Genomic DNA, 21976 nt, shown 5'->3' on the forward strand with positions numbered 1-21976 from the left:
CCTTAGGGTTCTGAGGGTGGTTATCGCTCTCCATCGAAAGCAAGTCAGACAAGGTTTTCACATCGTATGGTCTCATCTCGTTTCCTCCCGATAGAAGGTGCACGGCCGGTAGACGACGGCCTTCTTCGGCTTGTCGGATTTCGGGAAAGGGGCGGATTTGATCTTTCCGGCCGGTTGCGTGCTGCCGTTGTGGCGCATGCGGATGGCGGCGACTTTTGCCTTTTCGGCGACGTCACGAGCCGTCTTTTCCTTGTGACACTTGACATGCGCCGGCCTGAGATTGCTTTCCCGGTTCTCTCCGCCATTGATGAGGGCCGTGACATGGTCCAAGTCCCAACGCTGGCCTACGTGGATGGGCTGCTCGCAGAGGTGGCAGCGGTTATCACGGTCTATGATGCGGTCACGGACCTTCTTCGGGGCGCGGTGATCGTCGGTCGTTCCGATCCATTCCTCTACGGTGCGGGCCATCAGATAAGGCCCTCCGTTGTGCCGGCGAGCATTTCGGGCCGTGTCGCCACGCGCTCCTGAAATCGCTGCAACGTATCGACGGCCTGCATGACGTCACGCTCGACCGCTGCCGATCGGCGCCGGGCAACGAGAAGCTGGATATCCTGGTGGAAGGGGTCGAGGGGCTTTTCAGCTGTGCGGCGCTCGTGAGCCTTGACTTGGGTGGTGGTCATGCCGCACTCCGCTTCTGCTCTTTCCGCTCTCCGGGTGTCGGTGCGACGAAGCCGAATTCGCGGGCGAGCAGTTCAGTCGCCGCGTTGAAGAACGCGATCATCTCGGGCTCGTCGCACTGGCTGGTGTTGATCGGGCGTGGAATGCCAACAAGGAAGCCGTTGGCGAGCCGGATCGTGTCGACGAAGTTGACGGCCGGCCGGATATACGCGTCCAGCGCCTCCTTGCTCGGCGCGCAGCCGGTTGCATCGATGCATTCCTGCAGCGTAGCCCAATAGGCTTTGAGCCGGTCCAGATTGCGCCACTGCTTGATTTCGAGCTTAACGCGCTGGCCTTGCTGGATTCCGTCGAGCGCCTGCAGGTCGTATTGCATTTCCGGCACGAGCGAATGGCCACGGCGGATGAAGGCGTAGATGGGCTTTTCGGTGCGCTTCGCCATGATCAGCCCCCGTTATAGGGTTCGAGCTTGGCATAGGCCCGATCTCGGATAGCGTAGGCGGCATCGATCATGTCGGCGTGACCATTACTTTCGAGGATGGCCGGCGCGTCATAGTCGTTCCAGATTTCGGCGGCCGACGCGGAATCCTTCGCTGTTGCCAGCGACGTCTCCAGCTCTTCGAGGAATGAACCGAGGTCGAAATCGGGTTCGGATTGGTGCTCCTCCGTTTCCGGTTCCGGCGTCGGTGCGGCTTCGATGGTCTTGGAGGTCGGCGGCGCGGGCGGGGCAGGTGGCTTCGGCGGCGCGGGGCGCCCGGCGGGCGTTATGTCACGCATCTCCTCGGCGTCGGCGATCTCGCGCGCCTCGAATTCATCCCGGATGCCGCCGAGAACGTCGCCGAAAAGTTCGCGCAGGCAGTAGCCGGCCGCACGCCATGCCAGCATCCGCTTCGGGAAGCGATACCAGGGCGCGTCGTTCGGAACGTTGTCGCGCCATACCTTTTGGCCGTTTTCCCAGACCTGCTTTCGAACCGTTGTCCGATCATCCCAGAGCCGCGCGCGGATCGCGTCTTCCTGACTGAAATCGACCCGCTTATCTTCGCCGGTATCGCTGCGCTTGGCCTCGCAGAAGCCAACGAGCTTGCCGCCGTCCTCGTCGCAGCCGGTGCGCAGATATGCGACCTTGCCAGACATGCGAACCACGTTGATCAGTCCGTCGCCGTAGAGCGCCGGCTTGCCATTGATGACTGTGAAGCTGCGCAGGCTGACCATGGGCTTCAGCCCAAGCTCAGCGCCCGACATGATCGCGACAGCGACGGCGGCTGCAGCATCGTCGCCGGTCAGCTTGCCGATGAGCGCGGCCGGCGCGAGGCCGGAGGCGACGACGGCGCGCGCAACGCGCAACGTTTCCTCGAAGGTCTGGGGAACAATGGCGATGACCTGTCCACCGCCGGCGAGTGCAGGAACGTGAGCGTTCATCAGGCGGCCCTCTGCTCTTCGACGCGCTCAACTCCATCGATCTCGTGGCCGGCGCGCACGGCGCGGTTCGCGAGCGTTTCGACGAGCGCTTTCATTTCGGGATGGGTCGACAGTGCCTTGACGGCCTTGTCGTAGTCGGTGATCCGAGCCGAAACGAAAGTGCGGAGCGCGACGCGAGCGCCGGTGCGTCCTGCGCTGGCGTTGCGAGCCTGAGCGTCGCGCTCGGCATCGGCCGCCTCTTGCGCAAGGCGATCAACCTCGGCGACACGGTTATTGTGCTCGGCGATCGCCATCGCATCGGACATGCCGTCGGCGATTTTCTTGGCGGCAGCCTTTTCGGCTGCAATGCGAGCCTCTTCAGCCTCGAGTGCCTTCCGCTGAGCTTCCTCGCGCGCCTTCCGCTGGCGCTCCTGTTCGAGGCGCTGCTGCTCCTGAAGGTAGGCGTCCAAGTGCCGCTTGAGCTTTTTGCTCAGGTCGGCCGGGTCATCTTTCAGCCCGCGCCACTTGTCGTCCACGCGGCGGCCCTCGTCGAGCGACGGCTGTTTTTCGACCTTGTGCAGGTCGGTGGCCTTCCTGGAGATCGTAGCGAGCCTCTTCGACCAGATCGCGGCCTTATCGGCCTGCTCCTGGGTCGTGATCGGCGTCTTCATGAACGCTTCGGCCTGCTCCTTTTCCGATTGATATTCGAGCGTGAGGGCTTCAAACGGATCGGACGGAAGGTTGTGGCCGATGGCCGGCGCCGGCGGCTCGTCGTCCCAACCCGCACCCTCGATGGCCTTCTGATAAGCCTCGTAGGATACGGGGTGCGTCCGGCAGAAGTTCCAGGCGTCGGCGGCGTCAACCATGCGCTCTCCGCGCATCGCCAGCCACTCACCATCATCGCCGCGCCACAGCGCCACCGGCTCCCACTGGCCGCCCTTGAAGCGCGTGCGGTAGTATCCCTGCTCGGGCTGGCCTTCGTGCATAGGGCCGAAATTGCCTTCCAGAGCGGCTTGCCACCAAGCCCATGGGTTTTCCTGAGACATGCGCTGCTCCCTAGATTGCGGCTGGCGCGACTTGCGTGCCGAAGCCGATGATGATTGCGAAAACGATGATGGAGAGGAGGATCAGCGCGCCGTTGAGATCGCGCGCCGTTTCCGGGTATCGGTCCAGCGGGCCGGGGTGGTTCGTCCCGGTGAAGACGCCGAGATCAATCGGGGCCTGTACCTTGCAGGGAACGCCAGAGGCGAAGCATGAGCATTCGCCGGCGGTGTTGAGGTCGCAGCGGGTCATGGCGCGCCCTCATCTGCTGAATGGTTCAAGCCAAGCGAAACGAGTTGGCGGATGGCTTCGGATCTGGAGCCGATACGGCGCGCGAAGCGCCAATCATCGACCGCTGCGACCTCTGATTTCGTCATGTGCATCGGCACGCGTTCGGTATGCAGTTGCTTGTCGTCGCGAGACTTCGGTCGGCCCATCGCCATTACTCCGCAGCTTCGAGGAAGCGAACCGGCTCAGAAACCGGACGGTCGCGGAGGAAATCACTGACGCCGTACCACTCGCGCGCCTTCTTGCGCTGTTCGGACAGGCCGACGAGGTCGCTGATGTACGGAAGAGGCGACAGATTTTCGAATGCGGAGACATCGGCCCCAGCCAGCTTGCCGGCTGCGAGGTTCGCGTAGTTCCGGCGAAGCTCCTGGAGATATTTCGCAGCCGATGCGCTTGCGTCCCGGCCGCGACGGTTGTGACCACGCACGTTGCAGATGAGCGTGCCGATCTTGTTCGTCGTCAGCTGCAAGCCTTCGGAGATGCGGTCTGCTTCGGTCTGCATGGTGGGTGATCCTCTTCGGTCCCGGTGGTCGGGTTGATGAGGTCATTATGAGAAAATCATAAATACGTGTCAACAGAAGTTATGAGAAAATCATAAATCGTCTATGTGATGATGAGGGAGCCAGAATCGTGCCCACGCAAAAGCCCGCCGCAATGACAGGGCTGACAACTTCTGGCGGTTGGCGGCTCTCGACTTGGCGTAGCAATTGGCTAGTATCTTCTACAACCAAAGGGAGGGTTTTCTTGAAGATTCGTCATATTGTTGTCAGCGCTATTGCACTGGTTCTTGCGGCTGCGCCGGTCGTTGAGGCCAGAAATCAGCCGTGTTCCGGCAAAAAGGGTGGCATCAAGTCTTGCACAAGGGATGGAAAGTTCCTCTGCCACAACGGCACCACCAGTGCATCGAAGCGCAAATGCTCGCGCGATTGAAATAATCTCGAGGGTGTGATGATGGGCGAGATATCGACCGCGGCGTTTGCCGGTATAGTCGTTGCTGGATCAGCGGCAGCTTTTGCGGGCGTTCTCAGCTGGGGTCAGGCCGGTCTAGGAGTCGATGGTGCGGCGGTCGCTTCGGTGGTCCAAGAAACGCGAAGCTTCCCCATCTGCAACGGCCCTTTGCGAACGACATGCGTCGTCGACGGCGACACGATCTGGATGGGCGGCGTGAAGATCCGCATCGCTGATATCGATACGCCTGAATCGGTGAACCGAAGTGCGAGAGCGAACGCGCCCTTGGTCACCGAGCGAAAAACCGGCTTCGCGAGCTGCTGAATGCGGGGCCGTTCGAGCTGGCAGCATCAGGGCGTGACGAGGACAAGTACGGTCGAAAGCTGCGGGTGATTGTTCGCGATGGCCGATCGCTTGGCGACCAGCTCGTGAGCGAAGGCCTGGCACGAACATGGAGCGGTCGACGGGAGCCGTGGTGCTGAGGCACGAAAAGCCCGCCGGCGAGGGCAGGCTGGAAACAGTTCTACCGGAAAGAGCGATCGGTAAACAAATTATTACCGCGTGCCTTGAATAAGGCAGATCAACCACCGATATGATCCGAGATTTGCATCCGCAGATCAGAAACAGAGCGGCCCGGAGGGTGTGCAACCACCGTCCGGGCCTGAAGTACCAACCTTGCGGTAGGCTATGTGATCACATGGTGTCCATGTATGCAATTATTTCTGGATGTCAAGAGTTGCCGGCCGCCGCATAACGACATAACGAAAGGTTTATGTCTTATGACGGAAATGAAAGTAATGCTTTTCAAGCAGTCTCGTATTCGGGTCGACGACAAGGGCCTCGTCTGCCTAAACGACATCCATCGCGCCGCCGGCTTCTCAAAAAACCAGACGCCATCTGACTGGATGCGCCTGGATTCCTATCTCAAAGAATATGTCGTCCTACTAAAACGAAATACGGGGAAATCCCGCCTTTGGACGAAAGATGAAATAAAATCAATTGTTTATACCAAGCGCGGCGCCGACGGTGGGACGTGGGCCCATGAAAATCTAGCCTTAGGGTATGCGTCATACTTGTCGCCCGCACTTGCGGTCGAGATCCGTGATGTATTCCTGCGTTTCAAGAAGGGTGACGAGACACTCCATGAGGAAATCAGGGAGAACAAACGCCGCCGAGACGAAGCGTTTGAGAAAAGTCGTGAAATCGGCAAGCGCGTTCGGCGCACCTATACGGACACGCTCAAGCAGCGCGGGGTCAAGGCAGGTGTTGAGTACGCAAACTGCACGAATGAGCTTTACAAGCACCTGCTCGGCGGTACGGCCAAGGAGCTGAAGGTATCGAAGAAACTTCACCCTAAGGCCAGCCTACGTGATCACATGTCGCTTTCCGAACTGGCTTACACAATGGCCTCAGAAGCGCTTGCCGTGGAGCGGATCGAAGACCAGGACGCCAATGGCTACTCGGCGTGCAAGACTGAGACGCGAATTGCGGCGACCACGATCCGCGGCGCGATTGAGAGTGACAGAAAGAACCGCATGCAGAAGTTGGTTTAGTTGAGTCGCGGGGCTTCGGCCCCGCCCACCTCAATGCATCTTCTCCTTACGCCCGGCGCTCACACCTCCGGCCCCTCTGCCTTCATCCGCTCCCATTCCTCCGGCGCCAATACAGCTTTCAATACGGTATCGACCTCAGGCAAAAAGCTCTCCCACATCGGTTGCCCCTCGAACTTCGTGTTCTCAGGCAATACCCTTGACGAACAAAGAGCGCGGCCGGCCGCTCTCGGGGAGGCTTGGGCTTTCTCGGCATCCACGCTACTCCTCTTCGATTATGGTATTGGCTAGCCTGCCTGTGATGAAGCTGTGTAAGATGGTCGCATGACCCATGGTAAGTGGGCCATCAAACAATCCTTTCGAAAGCTTGGCTCTCTTAAGGTATTCCTCCGTCCCAGCCGGATTGTTGTAACAACCGACAATTCGGAGCCACGCATACATTTCGAGCAAGGGCCGTTTCCCAACTGACGATTGTAGAAGGCTAGCGTCCGCGAGGCATTGTTCTGATAATGTCGCCAACTCCCGTAGGGCATATTGAGGGGTGATGGCGGCGCGTCCAAGGCGGTCTGCATCACGCGTATCCAGCTCCTTCAAGAGCCATTCTGTTTCGGAAGGAGAGTTGCGCGGAACTGAGGAATCAAATTTCCTCCAAAATCCATAAAGTGCGTCAGCTAACTCTTTCCTGAACGCCACATCAACCGCTCGCCCGTTGGTAAAAGCATAGGAAAGCCGGAAGACTTCGGCGTCTTCCGCCCCGAGATCTGCAGTTGCCGGATTACTTGTCGCCGCCACACCTAGCACGAGGGCAATAATGAAGGTTGCCATTTTGGCGTTGATCATATCCTGCTCGCCCTCCCATGCTGTAGGGACAAGAATAGCGCTATTCCACGTCCACACAAGAAAAAGCGACTCTCAATGCGTGCACTCGCAACATCTGGTTGCCATTAACGAGTGTGACTGAATTCCTAATTTTGTTCTTGATATGTTCTCATTTTCCCATCATGCTTAGGCCGGTTCCAAGCGTAGAGGAGAACGAACATGGCAGAGTTTTTCGTGGTTCAATCTTTCAGCCCGGCGAAGCGCGGAATGAAGCCCGATATCGCGGTTCAGGCCAACAGCGTGATGCACGCGAGGCGGATGGCTGAGCGCCTGGCGCAGAGCAAGCCGATGGTCTTCGCCACCATGATGGAGGGAGACCCAGAAAGCGGAGACTTCGGAGAGCCCAAGCTGATCTTTTTCCATGGAGTCGAGAAGCCCGAGGAAGTCAGCAACATGCAGCCGATCTAGGAGGGCGCGCGCATCATGGCGATCATTCACCAGATCAGGCGCAAGTATGAGACAAAAGCCGAGGAAACTGTTGCGGAGCTCGCAGCCTCGGCCGGTGCCTTAGCCTCTTCTGACCCCAATGCTGTTCTAAAGCGCAAGACAGCCGAAGCCGCCTATCTCATGGCGTTGATACACGGCGGCGACTGGAGGGTGCAGATTGATCATGAGGATGGTCTGATTGTGATTGCTCGCCGTCGGACTCCACGACAAAGCCCTTGATGGCTTTGAACACTGCCGGCAAGTCGCCGCCATCGACGCCATAGGCAATAAGCGCTGAACGAAGCGCCGCCTCTTGCGTCGTTCCACTCTTCGCCTTCTCGCCGGGGCCATCCGCGCCACCGTGAACCAGCCAGTCAATCGATACTTTGTAGCGCTTCGCATACTCTATCGCCGCGCTGAGGGTGAATGGTGTCGTGCCATTCTCATGCGCTGCATAGGTTGAATACGCAGCACCAAATGCAGTGGCCGCTTCGTCGACAGAAAGGCCGAGCGCCTCACGAGCCTGCCGTAGGCGATCCCCTCGTTTTTTCAGTGTCATTTTATCTGGCTTCATGGCTATGAGCATGACAGAAAAAATTATGAGAAACTCATTGACTGAAAATTATGAGTAAATCATAATGCCTTCATGGAACACGAGATCGACATCAAAGGACTGAGATCCGAGCTTGGCGTCACGCAGTCTCAACTGGCGGACGCGCTTGGACTGGATCAGAGCACCATTTCCAACTGGGAAAACGGTCATCAGAAACCTCGAGGTCCTGCAAGGAAACTGCTCGCCTCGCTCACCAAGGCGGATTTCGCCCGCTCGGGGGCCGCCGCATGAGCGCCGATATCGTTGCTGCCGATCAGTTGAAGGCCATTGTCCAGCGTGTGGAGCGTCTTGAAGGTGAGATCGCCGACCTGAACGCGGACAAGTCCGAGATCTACAAGGAAGCCCGCGCCAACGGCTTCGACGTTAAGGCCATCAAGAAGGTCGTCTCGAAGCGGAAGATCGACGAGCATGAGCGCGAAGAGCAAGATCACGTCTTCGACATCTATTGGAACGCGGTCCACGGCCTCGGTTTCGTGCATGCGCACGCACGAGAAAACATTGAGGAATTTGACGCCGAGACCGGTGAAATCCTCGACGATCGCCGTTCCAACAGCGGCCTGAACATCGTCACCAAGCACGAAGACATCACAGCAGCGCCGGAAACGGCAACAGTTCCCTCGTCCGAGCAATCGGAGGGCAATGGATCGCGTGATCATCAGCACGTCCATTCCCGGCAGACTGATGGGGCCAAGCATGGAGGGCAAGACGGAGAGCCTGCGGGCGCCGACCATGCATCCCATCTGCCGGAAACGGCAAACGAGACGATGGGCGGAACTGGGGATGACTGCAGCTTCGGGAACCGCGGAGTATGGCCCCCTCAAGGCGGTGCGAGTAGCAGCCGCGGAAACGACAGCCTCAGCGTCGTGACAGCGGGAGAGACCGCGACCATTCCCCAATCGGACGACGGCGCAATCGCTGCAGTGAACGGCAAGGCCGGACTGGCGAACGCCGATGGCGTTGAACCGCCGTCGTCCGGTCAAGTCGAGACCCCCAGCAACGACGACGCTGATCACGCCGCCGGCGCCAACGTAGGAGGCGACAATGTAGAGAGCATCGCGGAGCGCGAACGGGATGGGACCCCGACCTCGAACACAGGGGACGGTGCCGCATGCGCTCTCCCCGCTCATGACCGTTTCGTCGAAGACGTTCCGCCAACACCAATGAAGCGGCTGCACTATGCCCACTGCTTCCCGGAACTCACCAAAGCCGAGTACGGGCGACTGGAATTCAGCATCATCGGCATAGGCGTCTCCAGACCGATCATTCGCATGGGCGATGTGATTGTTGACGGCTGGGCTCGATACAACATCTGCCGGGCTCTCGGCATCTCGTACCCGATCAAGAACTACAGCGGAAACGACGTGCTCCTCGACGTGATCGAGTGGCAGCGCGCCGCCCGCAATTTCACCCCGGCACAGGAAAAGAAGATCGCCGCCGAACTGGCGAAGGAAATCCCGCATCGTGCCGGCGACATCATGGCCGCCTTCGGGCTGGTCGAAGCTCTGGAGACAGCAGAATGATCCGGAAATCTTCATGGTGGTCTCGCGCCTCGATTGAACAGAAGCTCGCCCAGATCGACGGCGGCATTGAATGCGGAATGAGCGGCCGCTTCATCGCGATGAACGTCGGCACGACGCGCGCGGCGGTCCTTGAGTTCGGGCGCAGGCATGGCCGGAGGTTCATCGCCCGTGCCTCCGCCGCGAACAACCGATGGGCCGGCCGGATCTCTGGCGTTGAGCGTGCTCGCCGCCTCGGAAAGATGGATTGCGAAATTACCTCCGCCTTCACGATCTTTGACGACCTGCCGGCCGAGCGTCCGTTCATTGACGAGGTGCCGGCATGAGCGCGCCTCGTTCCATCATCACCACCGAAGATGGCACCACCATCATCGTGGACCCTGATGTCGGCGCGGTCTCTGGCCGAAACCGCGAAGCCGCCGAACGCGAAATCGCGCGGCGGAAGGAGGCGAGGGAAGCGGCATGATTGAGATCGGCCTGGGCATCCTTGCCATCCTCATCGCTGGTGCCGGTGTCGCCTTGATGATCATCGCGCTCAACGCCGATCGCCGCTTGGAGGCGGCAGATCACGATTCCTGTTTCGGTCAGCCCGGTTCCCCCTCTTCAACCGGCTGACTGAACGGCCGGCGCGCTCGCGCCTCCTCCCTCGGCGCGTCGGCCAACACTTTAACTCTCGGAAAGCCGCCTTGCAGCCGCAGGATAACCGGGCTGATGGCGCTTCCCAGGCTGACGAATGACGAGGACGCCGAAGCCGGGGGAACCCCGGCGTCCTCTCTGGCCCCAGCGAGTTTTGCGGCGGGGCTGGGGAACTGGATGATGGCTTCGCTCTGCGGCGGACCGAGCGGAGAGGTGGATACGCCGGCAAGCGCGCCCGTCTCTCCGCCGAATTTTGAAGGTCGCTTCATGTGCAACTCCTTCGGGCTTGAACAATCCGAAGATCACATAGAGGCGACGGAATGTACGGAAATAATATTGGCAAATCCGGAAAGAATGTCTCCGAGGATGAAATGAGCAGCGTCGCATTGATAGAGGCGAAGAACTGGGCAGATGATCTTATGTCGCGCGAATTTAAAGGCCGCGGCGACAAGGAGTATCTGGCTCGCTACCGCCTATCTGAGCGCACTGGCGTATCCGAGAGCTATCTATACCGTCTCCAATACAAGACGCGCGACATGAAGGACGTGGCCGGATCTGTCTACCGGGCGCTGAAACTCGCCTACGACGAGGCGTGCCGCAGGAACGAGGAAGCGGCGGACAGGCATCGTGCCGAACGCCTCAGCATGGACGGTCATCATGAAGCGGCTGACGAAAAGCTTGGCGCGGCGGCTGTGGGAGTGGCTTCGGCTTCTCTGGAAGCGCCGAAAGAGGCGGAGAGATAGGTGATGCAGCAACTGGAGCTCAGTTTTCGTCCTCTCCGTATTCTCGTCGGATGCGAGACGAGCGGAATAGCTCGCCGGGCATTCGCGGACCTCGGCCACGATGTTTGGTCCTGCGACATTCTCCCGGCGGAAGATCGCTCCAATAGACATATCATCTGCGACATCCGCGGCGGCGTCCTAAGAGACGGCTGGGATCTGCTCGCCGTCATGCATCCCCCATGCACCCGCCTTTGCCGATCCGGCCGGCGCTGGATGTCGGGCCCCGGCAAATGGACCGAACCGAAACAGCTCCCGAAGGGTCGCACCTGGCAGGACATGAAAGACGAGTTCGAGGAAGGTGTCTCGATCTTCGAAGCCTGCTGGAACGCGCCGATTGATCGTATCGCTGCCGAGAACCCAGAGATGAACGATCTGGCTCGCGAGCGGATGCCTGAAGACCTCCCTGAGCCTCAGATTGTCCAGCCGTTCTGGTTCGGCCATCCCGAGTACAAGGCCACCGGCTGGTATCTGCGGAACCTCCCGAGGCTTGAGCCGACTGATATGTTGCTGGAGCCCGAGCGGGGTTCTCCCGATTGGATTGCATGGAACCGTGTCCACCGGATGCCGCCCGGACCCGAGCGCGCCCGGCTTAGAAGCAGATCCTTCCCCAACATGATGAAAGCGGCGGCAGTTCAATGGGCTGGACATGCCGTGGAACACTTGAGGACTGCAGCATGATCGATTCCGCCGGAACGATCTCACGCTACGACGGCAACATTCGCTTCACGAGCTGCAGCAAGGAAGGCCAGCCTCGCACGCGAAGGGGAGCATTTGCCCTCGATAGCACGAGCGCAGAAAGCAAGGGCTCGCTGGAAGGCCCGGCCGTATGTGATCGGCCATTTTTCCGCCAGGACGAACATGGCGTTTCGAACGTCTTTGATCTCCATCGCGCGGGGCATACCCGGAAGCAAAACGGCAAGAGCACGGTCCCAAGTCACAGAAAGCATTTCGTATTTCCCTGTCTATCCGGGGCCATGAATGCAGATCGTGCGCGGGTGGTTCCGTGTCATTCCAATGAAATTTCGCCGTTCTCATTCTCGACGAGCGCTACCCATTCTAGGGAGTTAGCATAGCCATGGCGCAGCATCTGTTGTTCAGCGAGCACCTGACGGCGATGGAGGCCCACAAGCCCATTGCCGACACCTATCTTGGACAAGCGCATATTGCTGGCACAGGCCCGGAAGGCCGAACCTGCCGCGAATGCTGCTTCTGGCACGCCTGGAAATGGCGGAAGCTGGTAGGGGGTGGCAAGGAGCTTGTTCCCGCAGATCCCGGCTACTTCGGCAAGCGGCACAAACTACAGCCGCTCGGCCTCAAGAAGGCGAAGTGCAATCGGCCGATCCTGAACAAGGCGAACCGGCTCATCCCGCACTGCGCCAAGGCGTGCCGCCTTTTCGAGCCGGCCGAGCGTCCTTTGCCAGAGCGGAGGCCGGATAATTGACCGACGCGGAACTTCTCCGAGAAGAAATCGCTGAGCTCGAGGCGCAGATTTTCCGCCTTAGGGGAAGCATGGGTAAGGCAGACAATGGCGTGAAGCTTCAGCGGCTCGCCATTGTCACGCGCCTTTGCAACCGCTGCAAACGCGCGCTGGCGAATCTGTCGGCGCGCGGGGAGGCGGCATGACCTCAGCGGATCATCTTCGACGGAATTTCCTCGCCCGGTATGGGCGTGACATCCGGTGCCTCTTCAGGAACGACATCTGGTCCCGGTTCCTCGATCGGACGTTCCGGAATGTCCGGCAGATCGTCTGGAGTCTCTTCCGGAGGAACTTCCAAGGGCTTCTTCGGATCGTTTGGGTCATTGGCCATATCGCTCTCCTCTACAGACGTGCAACCGGCGCAGGCCGTCGAAAGTTCCGCGAGGTGGCGGCATGACCTCCCTATTCGAACGAGAGTCGGCCGCTTTGGCGCTGCGATGTGCCGGTCGCGAAGCCTCTGCGCTTAAACTTCCTGCCAATTTCCCATCGGAGATAGGCTTGGAGAAGCTCGTACAGCACAATTCCGATGCCCAGGCCACAGACGACGACGATAAACGGAATCCACGCAGAAAATTGAGGCTTGATGAGCAGTGCCGTGGCGATCGCGATTGCGAGCCCGAGTGCTCCGCAGAATGCCGCCAGCGCACCATTGATTGCTTCGACGAGTACCCATTCGAGAAGCAAAAGCTGAGAACGCACAGCGGATGGATCGCGTTCTCCCGGAAGGTAGGCACATGCATCTTCGAAAGCCTGTTCATAGTCTTCGGCGGACAAGCTCATATCCAGTCTCTCGCTTTGGTGCGCAATTGGCGCGGAGGCCGCAGCGGCGACCTCCGGCCTGGCCCGGCCGCTTTACGGCGAAACGCGCCCGCCGCCGGAGCGCGAACGGATCATCCACGGCTGAACACCGGGAGACTTCACCAGAATGCCCTTCTTCTCCCCAAAGGAGCGGATGGCATCGCGTCCGACTTTTACAGGTTTGAGGCCGTCAAAGGCCATGTAGCAGGTCTTCAATGTCGCATCGTGAATTATGTCACGATCGCGCTCAGGCCACTCTTCCAGAAAGTCGATGGCGTCTTCCAGACACGTTATCTCCCGGATCAGCTCTTTGCGTTCCTTCAGATATACGGGCCTATCAAATACCTTCGAGTTCATCTCTACCTCACTGAAAACGTTGGTGATCAACAAGGATGGCGTCGGAATCGGACGCCGGCCAACAATTTATTTTCGAGGTTTTCTGGTTTCAAGAATGTACCGGCCGCCAACGTCAAAAAATTTGGTGAGGTGGCGGCATGACCTTCCTCGAAGCGTATGCCTCCCATGGGCCGGACGTCGAGCGGGTCGCAGTCTCAATGGGTATCAAGCCACATGAGGCCGATCGCCTGATCAACCGTGAGATGGACCGGCGTCGCGCGGACATGCCTCGGCAACTTCGTCATCTCGACCGCCCTCGGGCAATGGTGCCGTTTGTCGGATTTGATCCGACTGAAAAATCATGGAGGGGAAAATGAGGAAGCCATTGCCCGCCATGGGCTTCGAACTCCTGCGTCGTCAGACAATCGAGGTTGTCGAAGACCGGTTTGCCGACCTCTATTGGGCTCATGGTGACAGCGAGATTGAGCAGCTCTTGCACGCCGCTCTGGTCTGCCGGTTTTCTTATGGCCCGTCGACATATTACGATCCGATATTGTTGTCATCCGATCTCGCGGAAAAAGCCAGGCTGAAGGAAGTAGAGACCAAATTTCTCAATGAACTTCAGCCGATTCTTGAACGTCAGGTCCAGATAGGCCGCTATCGAGTTGATTTTGTCCTGAGCGCATATAGCGACGGCACTGTCCACTCTGAACTTGCTGAGCCGGTCGTGGGGCAGGCCAGATGGAGGCGGCTTGTCATAGAGTGTGACGGGCACGATTTCCATGAACGGACCAAGGAACAGGCGGCGAAAGACAGGTCGCGCGACAGAGAATTGTCGGCCCTTGGCTTTGACGTCTTCAGGTTCACTGGTTCCGAGCTTTGGCGCGATCCATGGGGATGCGCGTCTCAGATTCACGACTGGGCGGAGAGGGGCCTTAATAGGTGAGCAAGAACCCTTGGCTCAAGTTTTACCCTCTCGACTGGCGAGGCGATCCTAAGCTCCGCATGTGCTCCATGGCCGCTCGCGGCCTATGGATTGAGATCCTCGCGCTGATGCACGAGGCGGCTCCCTACGGCCACCTTCTCGTCAATGGCAAATCCCCGACAGACACGCAAATCGCCGTGTTGGCAGGAGCCCCGTCCGACCAGATCACCGACTTGCTCGGCGAACTGGAGACGGCCGGCGTCTTCTCCCGCACGAAAGATGGCGTGATCTACTCGCGGCGAATGATCCGTGACGAGAAGAAGAGCGCGATAGCTCGGAAAAACGGCGGTAAGGGCGGCAACCCAACCCTCTCAAATATAAAGAGAAATTCTGGTTTGGATAACCTACCGGATAACGTCAAAGATAAACCCCAGAAGCCAGAAGCCAGAAGCCAGACCGAAAAAACTAAAGTTTTTTCTCCCCGCGCTGGCGCGCAGAAAAAACATGACATCAACGAACTGAAGGAGGCTTTCATCGATGTCTGATCTTGTCCCTGCTGACATCTTCGAGCGACTTCCGGAACGGTATCGCCGACGGGCGAGGGAGATCGCGGCTCGTGTCAATGAAATCGACGTGCTGCTTCGGCGCTGCGACACGGACGCTCTTCGGGATGCCGCAGTGCGCTTGCGCGGCCAGCTTCGCCCGCAGCCGGACGTCGAGATGGCCGATTTCGCCAGAGAATTCAAAACGGCGTGCGGCGATCTACCGGAATGGGCAGTTTCCGAAGCGACGAACGACTTCCTCGCCGGCCGCGTCGAAAATCATACCGGCCAGTTTATGCCGACCTGCGCCGAGTTCGCTCGGCATGCCAGGTCGATTATCGCACCGTTCATCGGCGAAAGGAGCGGCCTTCGGAACGAGGCGGAGCGTCTTTTCGAGCGTGCCGAAGATGAGGCGCGACGCGCGGCCATCGCGGTCGAGCGGATGGATCCGGGTGTCCGTTCGAGGGTGCAGGCGCTGGTCGCGAAGGCGAGGGCGGGCGCGCCGGTGGCCCGGGCCGAGCGTCCTCACCTGAGTATGTCCGAAGAGACCCGGGCAAAGATGGACCGGCTGCGCCAACGTCGACCGGAGACATCGAAGCTCGCAGAGACTCGCCTTGTAAAGGGGAAGCGCACATGAACATTCAGGTTTCAGCCAAGATTTTCACGAGCTCGGCCGCGCTTCTGGCCGACCACGCTGCGGTGCGGCGCCGGCTGTTTGGCCGGGCACCGGTCAACCCCGTAGGCCCCGAGCCGGTGGACGCGGAACCTCTGATCACCGTTCGCCGCCGGCTGCCGGCCGTGAACCTGCATTTTCACGATGCGCATGTCAGGGCTTTCCGCCGGTGGCAGATGATTGCCGCAAACGGCCCCTGCACGGCGCATATCCTGAAACGCTGCGCAGAGGCGAGGGTGTCGTTCGAGGCTGTCATCGGTCCCTGCCGCAAGCACAGGGTCGCTCAGTTCCGGCATCTCCTCATGTGGGAGATCAAGACCATGATGAAACCATCGATCAGCTACCCGGAACTTGGGAGGCTCTTCGGCGGGAGAGACCATACGACGGCGCTGCATGGCGTGAGGGCGCACGCGGAACGCCTGAACCACATCTCGAAGTAACGCAGCGGAATACGAGGAGCACCACCATGGCAAGCAACTGGTACGCGGTACGCGCAAAGCCCGGCACTCAACGGATGGCACGTCCGCTCCCGATCCCGGCTAACATCACCGAAAAGGAAAGGATCGAGGCCGATCGCCGCAAGGGCGAGAGCATCCTTGAGCGCCAGCTGCGCCAAGAAGGCATTGACGTGTACATGCCGTCCTTCTGGATTCGAACTAAGCACCACCGGACGAACAAGCTAATTGAGCGGCGGCTACCATTCCTGGTCGGCTACGCCTTCGTCCACCTCCCTGATTTCGAGTTCGAGCGGGTGAGGGGTGTTGAGGCGGTCATGTGCATGCTCGCGCCGACGCGAAACGCCGGCCCTGTTCAGTTCCCCCAGAATATGATTGCGCAGTTCATGGTTGACGAGTTCGAGACCGAGCAGGCGCAGCGCCTTCAGGAATGGTCCGACATCGAGCGGAAACGCTTCATCAAGGCGAACAACCTCCGTGGACAGTTGAAGAAGGCGCTCCCGAAGGGTCGGCATCCGAAAACCTCCCTGCGAGAGTACGCCGATCAGGTCCTCGAACGCCTCGGTGAGGTCATGCGTGCACGCGTTCTGGTAATTACTGCACAGCTTGATGCACTAGAAGCCGCAGAGACTCTTGAAGAAATAGAGAAAGTCGCTTAGAATCACTGAAATCTTTGGTGATTTGTGGCTGTTCTGATCGCGGACCTCGATTAACGAGGGAATACACGCCGGGCCACGGGGCGGATTTCACCGCGCCCCGTTTGGGGAATATTGCCAAAATTCCCGCCAGCTTGCATGAATTTGCCTTGGCCATGGAACCCTTGCCTGCCTTCCAGATTTCTCTCCCGCATTTCATTTTGCAAAGGAGAGACATCATGAAATCGCTTGCTGATATTTTCGAGCACACGCTTCAGGACGTCTACTACGCCGAGAACGCGATTACGAAGGCTCTGCCCAACGTCGCAAAGGCGGCGAAGAGCGCAGAGCTGAAAAAGGCGGCTGAGGATCACCTTGCGGAAACGAAGGACCAGATCAAGAAGCTCGAGCAGGTCTTCAAGTCGATCGGCAAGAAGGCGTCCGGGGAAAAGTGTGACGCCATCGAAGGGCTGATCAAGGAAGCTGACGGCCTCATGGAGGAGGCGGAAGGCACCGCACTCGACGCTGGCCTTCTCGCAGCTTGTCAGGCGGTCGAGCACTACGAGATCGCCCGTTACGGTTCGCTTCGCGAATGGGCGAAGGATCTCGGCCATGATGAGGCGCACAAGATCCTGAGCGAAATCCTCGACCAGGAGAAGGCGACCAACAACAAGTTGACTAACCTCGCCGTGACGGCGATCAACAAGACAACAGCGACCAAGAAGGCAGCCTGACCCAATTCTAGGGGAAGCCACTGCGCCCCACGCGATGTGCCGATGTTGCCACCCGTCATCCCTTTGGTGACGGGTCCCCTCATTTTGTGCAAATCGTGACAGACCGCAGTGTCGACGAAGGATCGTTTATCAAGCCTTCTATGCAAGGCGAAGAAATTTTCGACGACGACCATAGAGCCAGCACCATGTGCAAGACTACGAGAGCGATGCAGCTAAGACTTGCATAAGTTGGTATTTTTTCAACTGTTGAGTTTTTTCTGCCTCCTTTATCTACTGGAGTTGTAGAAAAAAGATCATTGTATTTCTTAATTCGGGAATCAAGAAAATCCGTTGTTGGGTAGTTGAATGATGAATTGTAAATGGCCTCTGATCGGGTCCACGTGATGTAAGTCCAAATTGTCTGCCATAGCGAGGGTCGGACTAGGTCGAGTTTATCGACGGTCTTCGACGAAAAATTCGCAGGCCCAAGTGAAAGGTCGACAATCGCTTCTCGGTAAACTTGGTAAAACTGCGTGCAGTGCCAGCGCTGGATTAGTTGGAATCTCATCATGAAATGCAATAGGATCGAGGCTGAAAGGATCGTTAAAAGCAATATCCAGCTGGGTGTCGCTCTCGTTGCGATCCAGCTAGCCCCGGCAATATTCAGCGAAAGTGCTGTGTAGGCGACAACCTCCTTATGGTTGTGCAAGGTTGCTACATCCCTTCGAAGCTCTTGTAGCTCCTTAATGTAGTTGTCTCTATTGATAATCCCGTCTAGGTGGTGCTCTTCCATTGTCGTTTTGCGGCCTTTGTAAAACGGTGGAGTTGATTGAAGCCAGCGAGCCTTTGCTGCATCTAGGCGTGAAGCAAATGAAATAAGTCTCGATCTCTCCGCTTCATTCATTTCTCGATAGCGTCCCCTCAGTTGAGCAACCAAGATTGCAACGTTAACTGGTAGAAGTCGAGAGGCGCGGAGCCGCGGACTCGACCGTCATTCTTTGAGTTGAGCGGCCTGGCACCCGTTGCTGCTTGTGCGGTAGTCAATGCGGTTCTTGCAAGCGTTGTAGGTTGCGCTGCGAGCCTATGGAGACAAGGCAAGAGTAGTCCCGCGTATTCAGTCGATGATGCCTATCTTTCGCAGGTAAGAGGGATCGTAAGAGTTGAATTGGTCGCTAACTGTCTGACAGAAATCGGCGCGCTCAAAATCATACTGAAACATTGCTGCTCTGGTCCCTGCGAGAATCGCCTGCTGTCGCTGATCATTGTCCCAGCCCATCGAGGACGCGATTTCGCGTACCTGATCAAATGTCCTCTCGTAGTTGATGTTGACCTCCGAGCAACGTTCATCCGCCCACATGAAACGCAGGAATGCGTGAAAGTCGCCGAGGGGCGTCGGATCGTTGTACGCAGAAGCGGCAAGAATGCCGACGAGTATCCATTGCATTGGTGCAGCCTATTGCAAAGTCCTGCAGAAGTTAGTGGCAATCGAACCAGCAGGTCAATCTCTAGTTGGCCGACCTGCTGTCCCTGAAGGCGCTATCACACGGTAGGGTGAACCGCCTTCCAATCAGAAAGGAACCAGCATGCGCATGATCCGAAGTCTGATCTATGCCGGCCTCGCCCTCGCGGCCATGGCCCTCACAATGTCGGCGCCCGCGGTGGCGGCCACGCCCACCGACCCCGGTATCTACGAAGCCGTCAAGGCATCGATCGACGCTCCGGCCATCCTCCAGGTTCACGAAGACGCCGTCGCGCTGACCTGCGAAGCCCCCGCCGCCACGCTGAGCCGCGCCGACGGGCGAAGTTCCTTCCCGGGCGAAACGATGAATGTTGCCGATGCCGCCGGTTCCCGCCTGCACTTCGTCGAGGTGCGAAGGCGTTGCTGATCCCGCAGGCCTGAAACGAGAGCCGGGCTTCGGTCCGGCTCTTACCCCGACGTGTATGTGGAGTAGGCTTGCGCCCAAATTGAAATGGCAGCGAAGAACGCCCCGGCCGCATTGAGCAGCTTACTTGCGATCTCCATCCTGCGGATGTGCCGCGGCGGCCCGCCCCAGTAAGAACCGCCTGTCCAGAAAGACAGCACGGATGAAATCAGCCATGCGGCCGCAGAGGCGAACCCGGCGGTTACGCTCATCATTATCAGCGACATCTGAAGCCCTTTGTGTGCTTACCCTTGGCCAAAGCCGAAGAAGCGAGCCACTTCAATCACAGCCAACACGATCGACGATAGTGCGACAGTGGTGGCTAAGCCCCGCTCGAAAGTCCCGAGCTTCGTCTCCGTCTGAAGCCGGTTCCCGTCCCAATACAGGAAATTGTCCGGACCGACCCCTAAGCGTGATAGGTCGTTCCACGTGATCTCTTTGACCCCGCCGGGCCATGTAGCCGGTTTGTTAATATCCTCTTCCATCTCCGCCCCAAGGTTACCCCATGCCAGTACTGAAAAATGCCCGGCATGGGCGCCTACTTCGCGTTTGAGCCTACTCGGGTAGAAGGCGTGCCAATTACTCGTAGGCTGTGAACTCTTTGCCGCCGGCCCCGTCATCCCAGCACGAGTCCCAGCGCCATTCGCGCTCGCTTTCCTCGCCGCGATACGGATTCCCTGATTTAGGGAGGCCTGTCGATCCGGCTCTGTAACCTTCACTGCAGATCCGCTGATCCTCGAACTTGTCGTTGCTCATGCCCATCCTTTTAAACCTAGACTTGAGAATTTCTCTTAGGCTCGCGCCAAAGGCAAGTGATGATTGAGCGACCACAACCACCACAAAGCATGTTCGAAGTAGAGGGGCATCCCTTCACTCCCGCGCTCGACATGCCGGCATGGGTGCAGCTCACGTTTCTAGATGAAGCCTCACCGATCGCCAATACCGAGCACACTCACCTAACAGAAGCCCGCATCGGGTATCTGTGGGCCGCCGTCGAGAACACCCGCAAGGGCAAGCGCGTCATAGGTCAGTGCGAGACCGGAACGCCACAAGGCGCCATGGGTAAGTGGGCAAAGGCCCGCGTCGAGCAGCAGATCACGGAATGGTTCGGCTCAGTGCCGGATTTTATCATTACGCTCGACGCCAACTACTGCGCCGCCTGTGGCGATGCCGAGTTCATGGCGCTCGTCGAGCACGAGCTTTATCACGCCGCCCAGGACGTCGACAGCTTCGGCGCCCCGAAGTTCAACAGCCAGACCGGCCGCCCGGTCTTCACCATCCGCGGGCATGACGTAGAGCAGTTCATCGGTGTGGTTCGCCGTTATGGGGCAGATGCTGCCGGTGTGCGCGAGCTTGTAGACGCGGCCAGCCGGCCGCCGGAAATTGCCCGCGCGCACATCGAGCACGCATGTGGTACCTGCAATCTGCGAGTGGCCTAGCCGACGACGATCTGGCCTTTCTGAACTTGCTCCGTAACATCCAGATCAAAGCGTTCTGCCTTGGCGGGATCACGGCCAAAGCGCGGTGGTACGAAGTGCAAGAAGTAGGACGCATTCCGGCTCTTTGAGCGTTCGATCTCAGTGTCGGACAGCTTTTGCCCGACATAGATCCCGCCTCCGATATGATGGCCCTCTACCACAACCTCTCTTTTCAAGGTGAACTTCACGGGGGTGATGGTCATCGCTTTCCTCCATTTGACTGGACTTTGACACGGCCATGGCGAAAGCGAAACTCTCGGACGAGATAAAGACGTACATCGTGCAGGCGCTGGCATGCTTCGATAGTCCGTCGATCGTCGCTGCTGCGGTCAAGAAGGAGTTTTCCATCGAGGTCAGCCGGCAGCTTGTCGAGAGCCATGACCCGAACAAGAAGGCTGCTTCCGGCCTGGCGCCTAAGTGGCGCATTCTCTTCGAGGAGACCCGGAAGACATTTCTGGAGGATACCGCCTCCATAGGGATCAGCCATCGCGCCGTCCGGCTCCGCGCTCTTCAGCGCATGGCCGACAAGGCAGAGGGGCAGGGCAACATGGTCCTGGCATCCTCCCTCCTAAAGCAGGCGGCGGAAGAGGTCGGGGGCAGCTACACCAACCGGCGTGAGCTGACAGGGAAGGACGGGAAGGATCTGCCGGTTCCTGTGTCGCCGGTGACGATCTTCCAGTTGCCCGATAATGGCAGGGGATGAGAAGGGCGCGGCAGCCCAGACGATAATCAGGCCGCAAGCCGGGCCCCAGACGCTTTTCCTCGGTTCATCGGCCGATATCGCCATCTACGGCGGCTCGGCCGGCGGCGGCAAGACGTGGGCACTCCTGATGGAGCCGCTGCGCCATATCGCCAACTCGCAATTCGGCGCGGTGTTCTTCCGCCGTACGCTTGTGCAGGTTCGAAACGAAGGCGGCCTTTGGGATGAGAGCGAAAAGCTCTATCCCTGCCTCAATGCCAAGCCGAGGGTCGCCCCCGATCTGTCATGGACGTTCCCGTCCGGCGCGTCGGTGAGCTTTGCCCACCTTGAGCATGACAAGACGGTCTCGAACTGGCAAGGCTCGCAAATCCCGCTCATCTGCTTCGATGAGCTGACGCACTTCACCCAGAAGCAGTTCTGGTATCTGCTCTCGCGCAACCGCTCCATGTGTGCAAATTCCGAGGCAATCCGCGCCCTGATTCCGAAATGATCTCGCCCCTCCATTCCGAGAAATAGTCGCCCCCTTGTTCCGAGATGATGCCGCCCCCTTTGGAAGGGATGTGGCGTGG

40 protein-coding genes and 2 pseudogenes are annotated in these 21976 nt (G+C 58.8%); 24 read left to right on the forward strand and 18 right to left on the reverse strand.

Going from position 1 to position 21976, the window contains the following annotated elements; all coding sequences use genetic code 11:
* Nucleotides 1-72: 72 nt before the first annotated feature.
* From P9A16_RS32490 to P9A16_RS32525, 8 genes are read right to left on the reverse strand one after another with little or no spacing between them, the layout of a single operon-like run.
* On the reverse strand, nucleotides 73-468 hold the full coding sequence (locus tag P9A16_RS32490; protein WP_278026366.1) for an HNH endonuclease: 396 nt from the start codon (nucleotides 466-468) through the stop codon (nucleotides 73-75).
* Nucleotides 468-680: a hypothetical protein gene (locus tag P9A16_RS32495; protein ID WP_278026367.1), complete on the reverse strand. Its 213-nt coding sequence runs from the start codon at nucleotides 678-680 to the stop codon at nucleotides 468-470. The genes P9A16_RS32490 and P9A16_RS32495 overlap by 1 nt, the downstream gene beginning before the upstream one ends.
* On the reverse strand, nucleotides 677-1117 hold the full coding sequence (locus P9A16_RS32500) for a hypothetical protein (protein ID WP_278026368.1): 441 nt from the start codon (nucleotides 1115-1117) through the stop codon (nucleotides 677-679). Before P9A16_RS32500 ends, P9A16_RS32495 begins: the two co-directional genes overlap by 4 nt.
* 2 nt (nucleotides 1118-1119) lie before the next feature.
* Nucleotides 1120-2094 (reverse strand): hypothetical protein, encoded by a 975-nt coding sequence (locus P9A16_RS32505; RefSeq protein WP_278026369.1) that lies wholly within the window; start codon nucleotides 2092-2094, stop codon nucleotides 1120-1122.
* Nucleotides 2094-3119 carry a hypothetical protein gene (locus P9A16_RS32510; RefSeq protein WP_278026370.1) on the reverse strand — a complete coding sequence of 342 codons (1026 nt, stop codon included), beginning with the start codon at nucleotides 3117-3119 and terminating at the stop codon, nucleotides 2094-2096. Before P9A16_RS32510 ends, P9A16_RS32505 begins: the two co-directional genes overlap by 1 nt.
* A gap of 10 nt (nucleotides 3120-3129) precedes the next feature.
* Complete coding sequence (locus P9A16_RS32515) at nucleotides 3130-3366, reverse strand: hypothetical protein (protein ID WP_278026371.1); 237 nt, start codon at nucleotides 3364-3366, stop codon at nucleotides 3130-3132.
* On the reverse strand, nucleotides 3363-3551 hold the full coding sequence (locus P9A16_RS32520; RefSeq protein ID WP_278026372.1) for a hypothetical protein: 189 nt from the start codon (nucleotides 3549-3551) through the stop codon (nucleotides 3363-3365). Before P9A16_RS32520 ends, P9A16_RS32515 begins: the two co-directional genes overlap by 4 nt.
* 5 nt (nucleotides 3552-3556) lie before the next feature.
* Nucleotides 3557-3904 (reverse strand): hypothetical protein, encoded by a 348-nt coding sequence (locus tag P9A16_RS32525; RefSeq protein WP_278026373.1) that lies wholly within the window; start codon nucleotides 3902-3904, stop codon nucleotides 3557-3559.
* A 242-nt stretch (nucleotides 3905-4146) separates the two neighbouring features.
* Between P9A16_RS32525 and P9A16_RS32530 the strand changes: the two genes are divergently transcribed.
* The 3 genes and pseudogenes from P9A16_RS32530 (at nucleotide 4147) to P9A16_RS32540 (ending at nucleotide 5903) form a co-directional block, all read left to right on the forward strand.
* Nucleotides 4147-4332, forward strand: coding sequence for a hypothetical protein (locus P9A16_RS32530; protein WP_278026374.1), 186 nt, complete (start codon nucleotides 4147-4149; stop codon nucleotides 4330-4332).
* 18 nt (nucleotides 4333-4350) lie between these two features.
* A pseudogene (locus P9A16_RS35850) lies at nucleotides 4351-4832 on the forward strand (thermonuclease family protein).
* A gap of 315 nt (nucleotides 4833-5147) precedes the next feature.
* On the forward strand, nucleotides 5148-5903 hold the full coding sequence (locus P9A16_RS32540; RefSeq protein WP_278026375.1) for a KilA-N domain-containing protein: 756 nt from the start codon (nucleotides 5148-5150) through the stop codon (nucleotides 5901-5903).
* 59 nt (nucleotides 5904-5962) lie between these two features.
* Here P9A16_RS32540 and P9A16_RS32545 read toward each other — a convergent pair whose 3' ends face one another.
* Nucleotides 5963-6160: a hypothetical protein gene (locus P9A16_RS32545; protein WP_278026376.1), complete on the reverse strand. Its 198-nt coding sequence runs from the start codon at nucleotides 6158-6160 to the stop codon at nucleotides 5963-5965.
* A 1-nt stretch (nucleotide 6161) separates the two neighbouring features.
* Nucleotides 6162-6740 carry a hypothetical protein gene (locus P9A16_RS32550; RefSeq protein WP_278026377.1) on the reverse strand — a complete coding sequence of 193 codons (579 nt, stop codon included), beginning with the start codon at nucleotides 6738-6740 and terminating at the stop codon, nucleotides 6162-6164.
* 198 nt (nucleotides 6741-6938) lie between these two features.
* Here P9A16_RS32550 and P9A16_RS32555 point away from each other — a divergent pair, with 198 nt between their 5' ends.
* A complete protein-coding gene (locus P9A16_RS32555; protein WP_278026378.1) occupies nucleotides 6939-7187 on the forward strand; it encodes a hypothetical protein in 249 nt (82 codons plus the stop codon).
* A gap of 157 nt (nucleotides 7188-7344) precedes the next feature.
* Here P9A16_RS32555 and P9A16_RS32560 read toward each other — a convergent pair whose 3' ends face one another.
* Nucleotides 7345-7764, reverse strand: a complete 420-nt coding sequence (locus tag P9A16_RS32560; RefSeq protein WP_278026379.1) for a helix-turn-helix domain-containing protein — start codon at nucleotides 7762-7764, stop codon at nucleotides 7345-7347.
* An 87-nt stretch (nucleotides 7765-7851) separates the two neighbouring features.
* On the opposite strand from P9A16_RS32560, the gene P9A16_RS32565 reads away from it, so the two are divergent.
* From P9A16_RS32565 to P9A16_RS32595, 7 genes and pseudogenes are all read left to right on the forward strand, one after another.
* Entirely contained in the window at nucleotides 7852-8049 is a 198-nt protein-coding gene (locus P9A16_RS32565; RefSeq protein ID WP_278026380.1) for a helix-turn-helix domain-containing protein, read from the forward strand.
* Nucleotides 8046-8276 (forward strand): annotated as a pseudogene (locus tag P9A16_RS32570) (DUF2312 domain-containing protein); the annotation flags it as partial. The gene P9A16_RS32565 and the pseudogene P9A16_RS32570, both read left to right, overlap by 4 nt.
* 1058 nt (nucleotides 8277-9334) lie before the next feature.
* Nucleotides 9335-9661, forward strand: coding sequence for a hypothetical protein (locus P9A16_RS32575; protein ID WP_050743126.1), 327 nt, complete (start codon nucleotides 9335-9337; stop codon nucleotides 9659-9661).
* On the forward strand, nucleotides 9658-9801 hold the full coding sequence (locus tag P9A16_RS32580) for a hypothetical protein (RefSeq protein WP_278026381.1): 144 nt from the start codon (nucleotides 9658-9660) through the stop codon (nucleotides 9799-9801). The genes P9A16_RS32575 and P9A16_RS32580 overlap by 4 nt, the downstream gene beginning before the upstream one ends.
* Nucleotides 9798-9950 (forward strand): hypothetical protein, encoded by a 153-nt coding sequence (locus P9A16_RS32585; RefSeq protein WP_156334062.1) that lies wholly within the window; start codon nucleotides 9798-9800, stop codon nucleotides 9948-9950. The genes P9A16_RS32580 and P9A16_RS32585 overlap by 4 nt, the downstream gene beginning before the upstream one ends.
* 341 nt (nucleotides 9951-10291) lie before the next feature.
* Nucleotides 10292-10714, forward strand: a complete 423-nt coding sequence (locus tag P9A16_RS32590; protein WP_088016595.1) for a hypothetical protein — start codon at nucleotides 10292-10294, stop codon at nucleotides 10712-10714.
* Nucleotides 10715-10717: 3 nt separating this feature from the next.
* Complete coding sequence (locus P9A16_RS32595) at nucleotides 10718-11431, forward strand: hypothetical protein (protein ID WP_278026382.1); 714 nt, start codon at nucleotides 10718-10720, stop codon at nucleotides 11429-11431.
* Between the two features lie 20 nt (nucleotides 11432-11451).
* On the opposite strand, the gene P9A16_RS35855 is transcribed toward P9A16_RS32595, so the two are convergent.
* Nucleotides 11452-11700: a DUF982 domain-containing protein gene (locus tag P9A16_RS35855; protein WP_443021737.1), complete on the reverse strand. Its 249-nt coding sequence runs from the start codon at nucleotides 11698-11700 to the stop codon at nucleotides 11452-11454.
* Nucleotides 11701-11828: 128 nt separating this feature from the next.
* Between P9A16_RS35855 and P9A16_RS32600 the strand changes: the two genes are divergently transcribed.
* Complete coding sequence (locus P9A16_RS32600) at nucleotides 11829-12194, forward strand: hypothetical protein (RefSeq protein WP_278026383.1); 366 nt, start codon at nucleotides 11829-11831, stop codon at nucleotides 12192-12194.
* Nucleotides 12191-12376 carry a hypothetical protein gene (locus P9A16_RS32605; RefSeq protein ID WP_050743132.1) on the forward strand — a complete coding sequence of 62 codons (186 nt, stop codon included), beginning with the start codon at nucleotides 12191-12193 and terminating at the stop codon, nucleotides 12374-12376. The genes P9A16_RS32600 and P9A16_RS32605 overlap by 4 nt, the downstream gene beginning before the upstream one ends.
* 2 nt (nucleotides 12377-12378) lie before the next feature.
* Here P9A16_RS32605 and P9A16_RS32610 read toward each other — a convergent pair whose 3' ends face one another.
* The 3 genes from P9A16_RS32610 to P9A16_RS32620 form a co-directional block, all read right to left on the reverse strand.
* On the reverse strand, nucleotides 12379-12561 hold the full coding sequence (locus tag P9A16_RS32610) for a hypothetical protein (protein ID WP_050743133.1): 183 nt from the start codon (nucleotides 12559-12561) through the stop codon (nucleotides 12379-12381).
* A 71-nt stretch (nucleotides 12562-12632) separates the two neighbouring features.
* Nucleotides 12633-13004, reverse strand: a complete 372-nt coding sequence (locus tag P9A16_RS32615; RefSeq protein WP_278026384.1) for a hypothetical protein — start codon at nucleotides 13002-13004, stop codon at nucleotides 12633-12635.
* 78 nt (nucleotides 13005-13082) lie between these two features.
* A complete protein-coding gene (locus tag P9A16_RS32620) occupies nucleotides 13083-13385 on the reverse strand; it encodes a DUF982 domain-containing protein (protein WP_130519874.1) in 303 nt (100 codons plus the stop codon).
* Nucleotides 13386-13522: 137 nt separating this feature from the next.
* Between P9A16_RS32620 and P9A16_RS32625 the strand changes: the two genes are divergently transcribed.
* The 7 genes from P9A16_RS32625 (at nucleotide 13523) to P9A16_RS32655 (ending at nucleotide 17328) form a co-directional block, all read left to right on the forward strand.
* Nucleotides 13523-13741, forward strand: a complete 219-nt coding sequence (locus P9A16_RS32625; RefSeq protein ID WP_278026385.1) for a hypothetical protein — start codon at nucleotides 13523-13525, stop codon at nucleotides 13739-13741.
* 17 nt (nucleotides 13742-13758) lie between these two features.
* Complete coding sequence (locus P9A16_RS32630; RefSeq protein ID WP_278026386.1) at nucleotides 13759-14310, forward strand: endonuclease domain-containing protein; 552 nt, start codon at nucleotides 13759-13761, stop codon at nucleotides 14308-14310.
* Nucleotides 14307-14834: a hypothetical protein gene (locus P9A16_RS32635; protein WP_278026387.1), complete on the forward strand. Its 528-nt coding sequence runs from the start codon at nucleotides 14307-14309 to the stop codon at nucleotides 14832-14834. The genes P9A16_RS32630 and P9A16_RS32635 overlap by 4 nt, the downstream gene beginning before the upstream one ends.
* A complete protein-coding gene (locus P9A16_RS32640) occupies nucleotides 14827-15468 on the forward strand; it encodes a hypothetical protein (RefSeq protein ID WP_278026388.1) in 642 nt (213 codons plus the stop codon). The genes P9A16_RS32635 and P9A16_RS32640 overlap by 8 nt, the downstream gene beginning before the upstream one ends.
* Nucleotides 15465-15944 (forward strand): helix-turn-helix domain-containing protein, encoded by a 480-nt coding sequence (locus P9A16_RS32645; RefSeq protein ID WP_278026389.1) that lies wholly within the window; start codon nucleotides 15465-15467, stop codon nucleotides 15942-15944. Before P9A16_RS32640 ends, P9A16_RS32645 begins: the two co-directional genes overlap by 4 nt.
* Nucleotides 15945-15970: 26 nt before the next feature.
* On the forward strand, nucleotides 15971-16618 hold the full coding sequence (locus P9A16_RS32650; protein ID WP_278026390.1) for a hypothetical protein: 648 nt from the start codon (nucleotides 15971-15973) through the stop codon (nucleotides 16616-16618).
* A 215-nt stretch (nucleotides 16619-16833) separates the two neighbouring features.
* Complete coding sequence (locus tag P9A16_RS32655) at nucleotides 16834-17328, forward strand: YciE/YciF ferroxidase family protein (protein WP_278026391.1); 495 nt, start codon at nucleotides 16834-16836, stop codon at nucleotides 17326-17328.
* Nucleotides 17329-18421: 1093 nt separating this feature from the next.
* On the opposite strand, the gene P9A16_RS32660 is transcribed toward P9A16_RS32655, so the two are convergent.
* Entirely contained in the window at nucleotides 18422-18751 is a 330-nt protein-coding gene (locus tag P9A16_RS32660; RefSeq protein WP_278026392.1) for a hypothetical protein, read from the reverse strand.
* A gap of 139 nt (nucleotides 18752-18890) precedes the next feature.
* On the opposite strand from P9A16_RS32660, the gene P9A16_RS32665 reads away from it, so the two are divergent.
* A complete protein-coding gene (locus P9A16_RS32665; RefSeq protein ID WP_278026393.1) occupies nucleotides 18891-19193 on the forward strand; it encodes a hypothetical protein in 303 nt (100 codons plus the stop codon).
* Between the two features lie 615 nt (nucleotides 19194-19808).
* Here the strand turns inward: P9A16_RS32665 and P9A16_RS32670 are convergent.
* Nucleotides 19809-19985, reverse strand: coding sequence for a hypothetical protein (locus tag P9A16_RS32670; RefSeq protein WP_278026394.1), 177 nt, complete (start codon nucleotides 19983-19985; stop codon nucleotides 19809-19811).
* 89 nt (nucleotides 19986-20074) lie between these two features.
* Here P9A16_RS32670 and P9A16_RS32675 point away from each other — a divergent pair, with 89 nt between their 5' ends.
* Nucleotides 20075-20668: a putative metallopeptidase gene (locus tag P9A16_RS32675; RefSeq protein ID WP_278026395.1), complete on the forward strand. Its 594-nt coding sequence runs from the start codon at nucleotides 20075-20077 to the stop codon at nucleotides 20666-20668.
* On the opposite strand, the gene P9A16_RS32680 is transcribed toward P9A16_RS32675, so the two are convergent.
* Nucleotides 20665-20910, reverse strand: coding sequence for a hypothetical protein (locus P9A16_RS32680; protein ID WP_050743143.1), 246 nt, complete (start codon nucleotides 20908-20910; stop codon nucleotides 20665-20667). The two genes, P9A16_RS32675 and P9A16_RS32680, sit on opposite strands and share 4 nt — an antisense overlap.
* Before the next feature lie 35 nt (nucleotides 20911-20945).
* Here P9A16_RS32680 and P9A16_RS32685 point away from each other — a divergent pair, with 35 nt between their 5' ends.
* Nucleotides 20946-21410: a DUF2280 domain-containing protein gene (locus P9A16_RS32685; protein WP_278026396.1), complete on the forward strand. Its 465-nt coding sequence runs from the start codon at nucleotides 20946-20948 to the stop codon at nucleotides 21408-21410.
* Nucleotides 21397-21897 (forward strand): terminase large subunit domain-containing protein, encoded by a 501-nt coding sequence (locus tag P9A16_RS32690; protein ID WP_278026397.1) that lies wholly within the window; start codon nucleotides 21397-21399, stop codon nucleotides 21895-21897. Before P9A16_RS32685 ends, P9A16_RS32690 begins: the two co-directional genes overlap by 14 nt.
* Nucleotides 21898-21976 lie beyond the last annotated feature (79 nt).

This window comes from Shinella sp. 838, from assembly GCF_029623935.1.
In the GTDB taxonomy this organism is placed as follows: Bacteria; Pseudomonadota; Alphaproteobacteria; order Rhizobiales; family Rhizobiaceae; genus Shinella.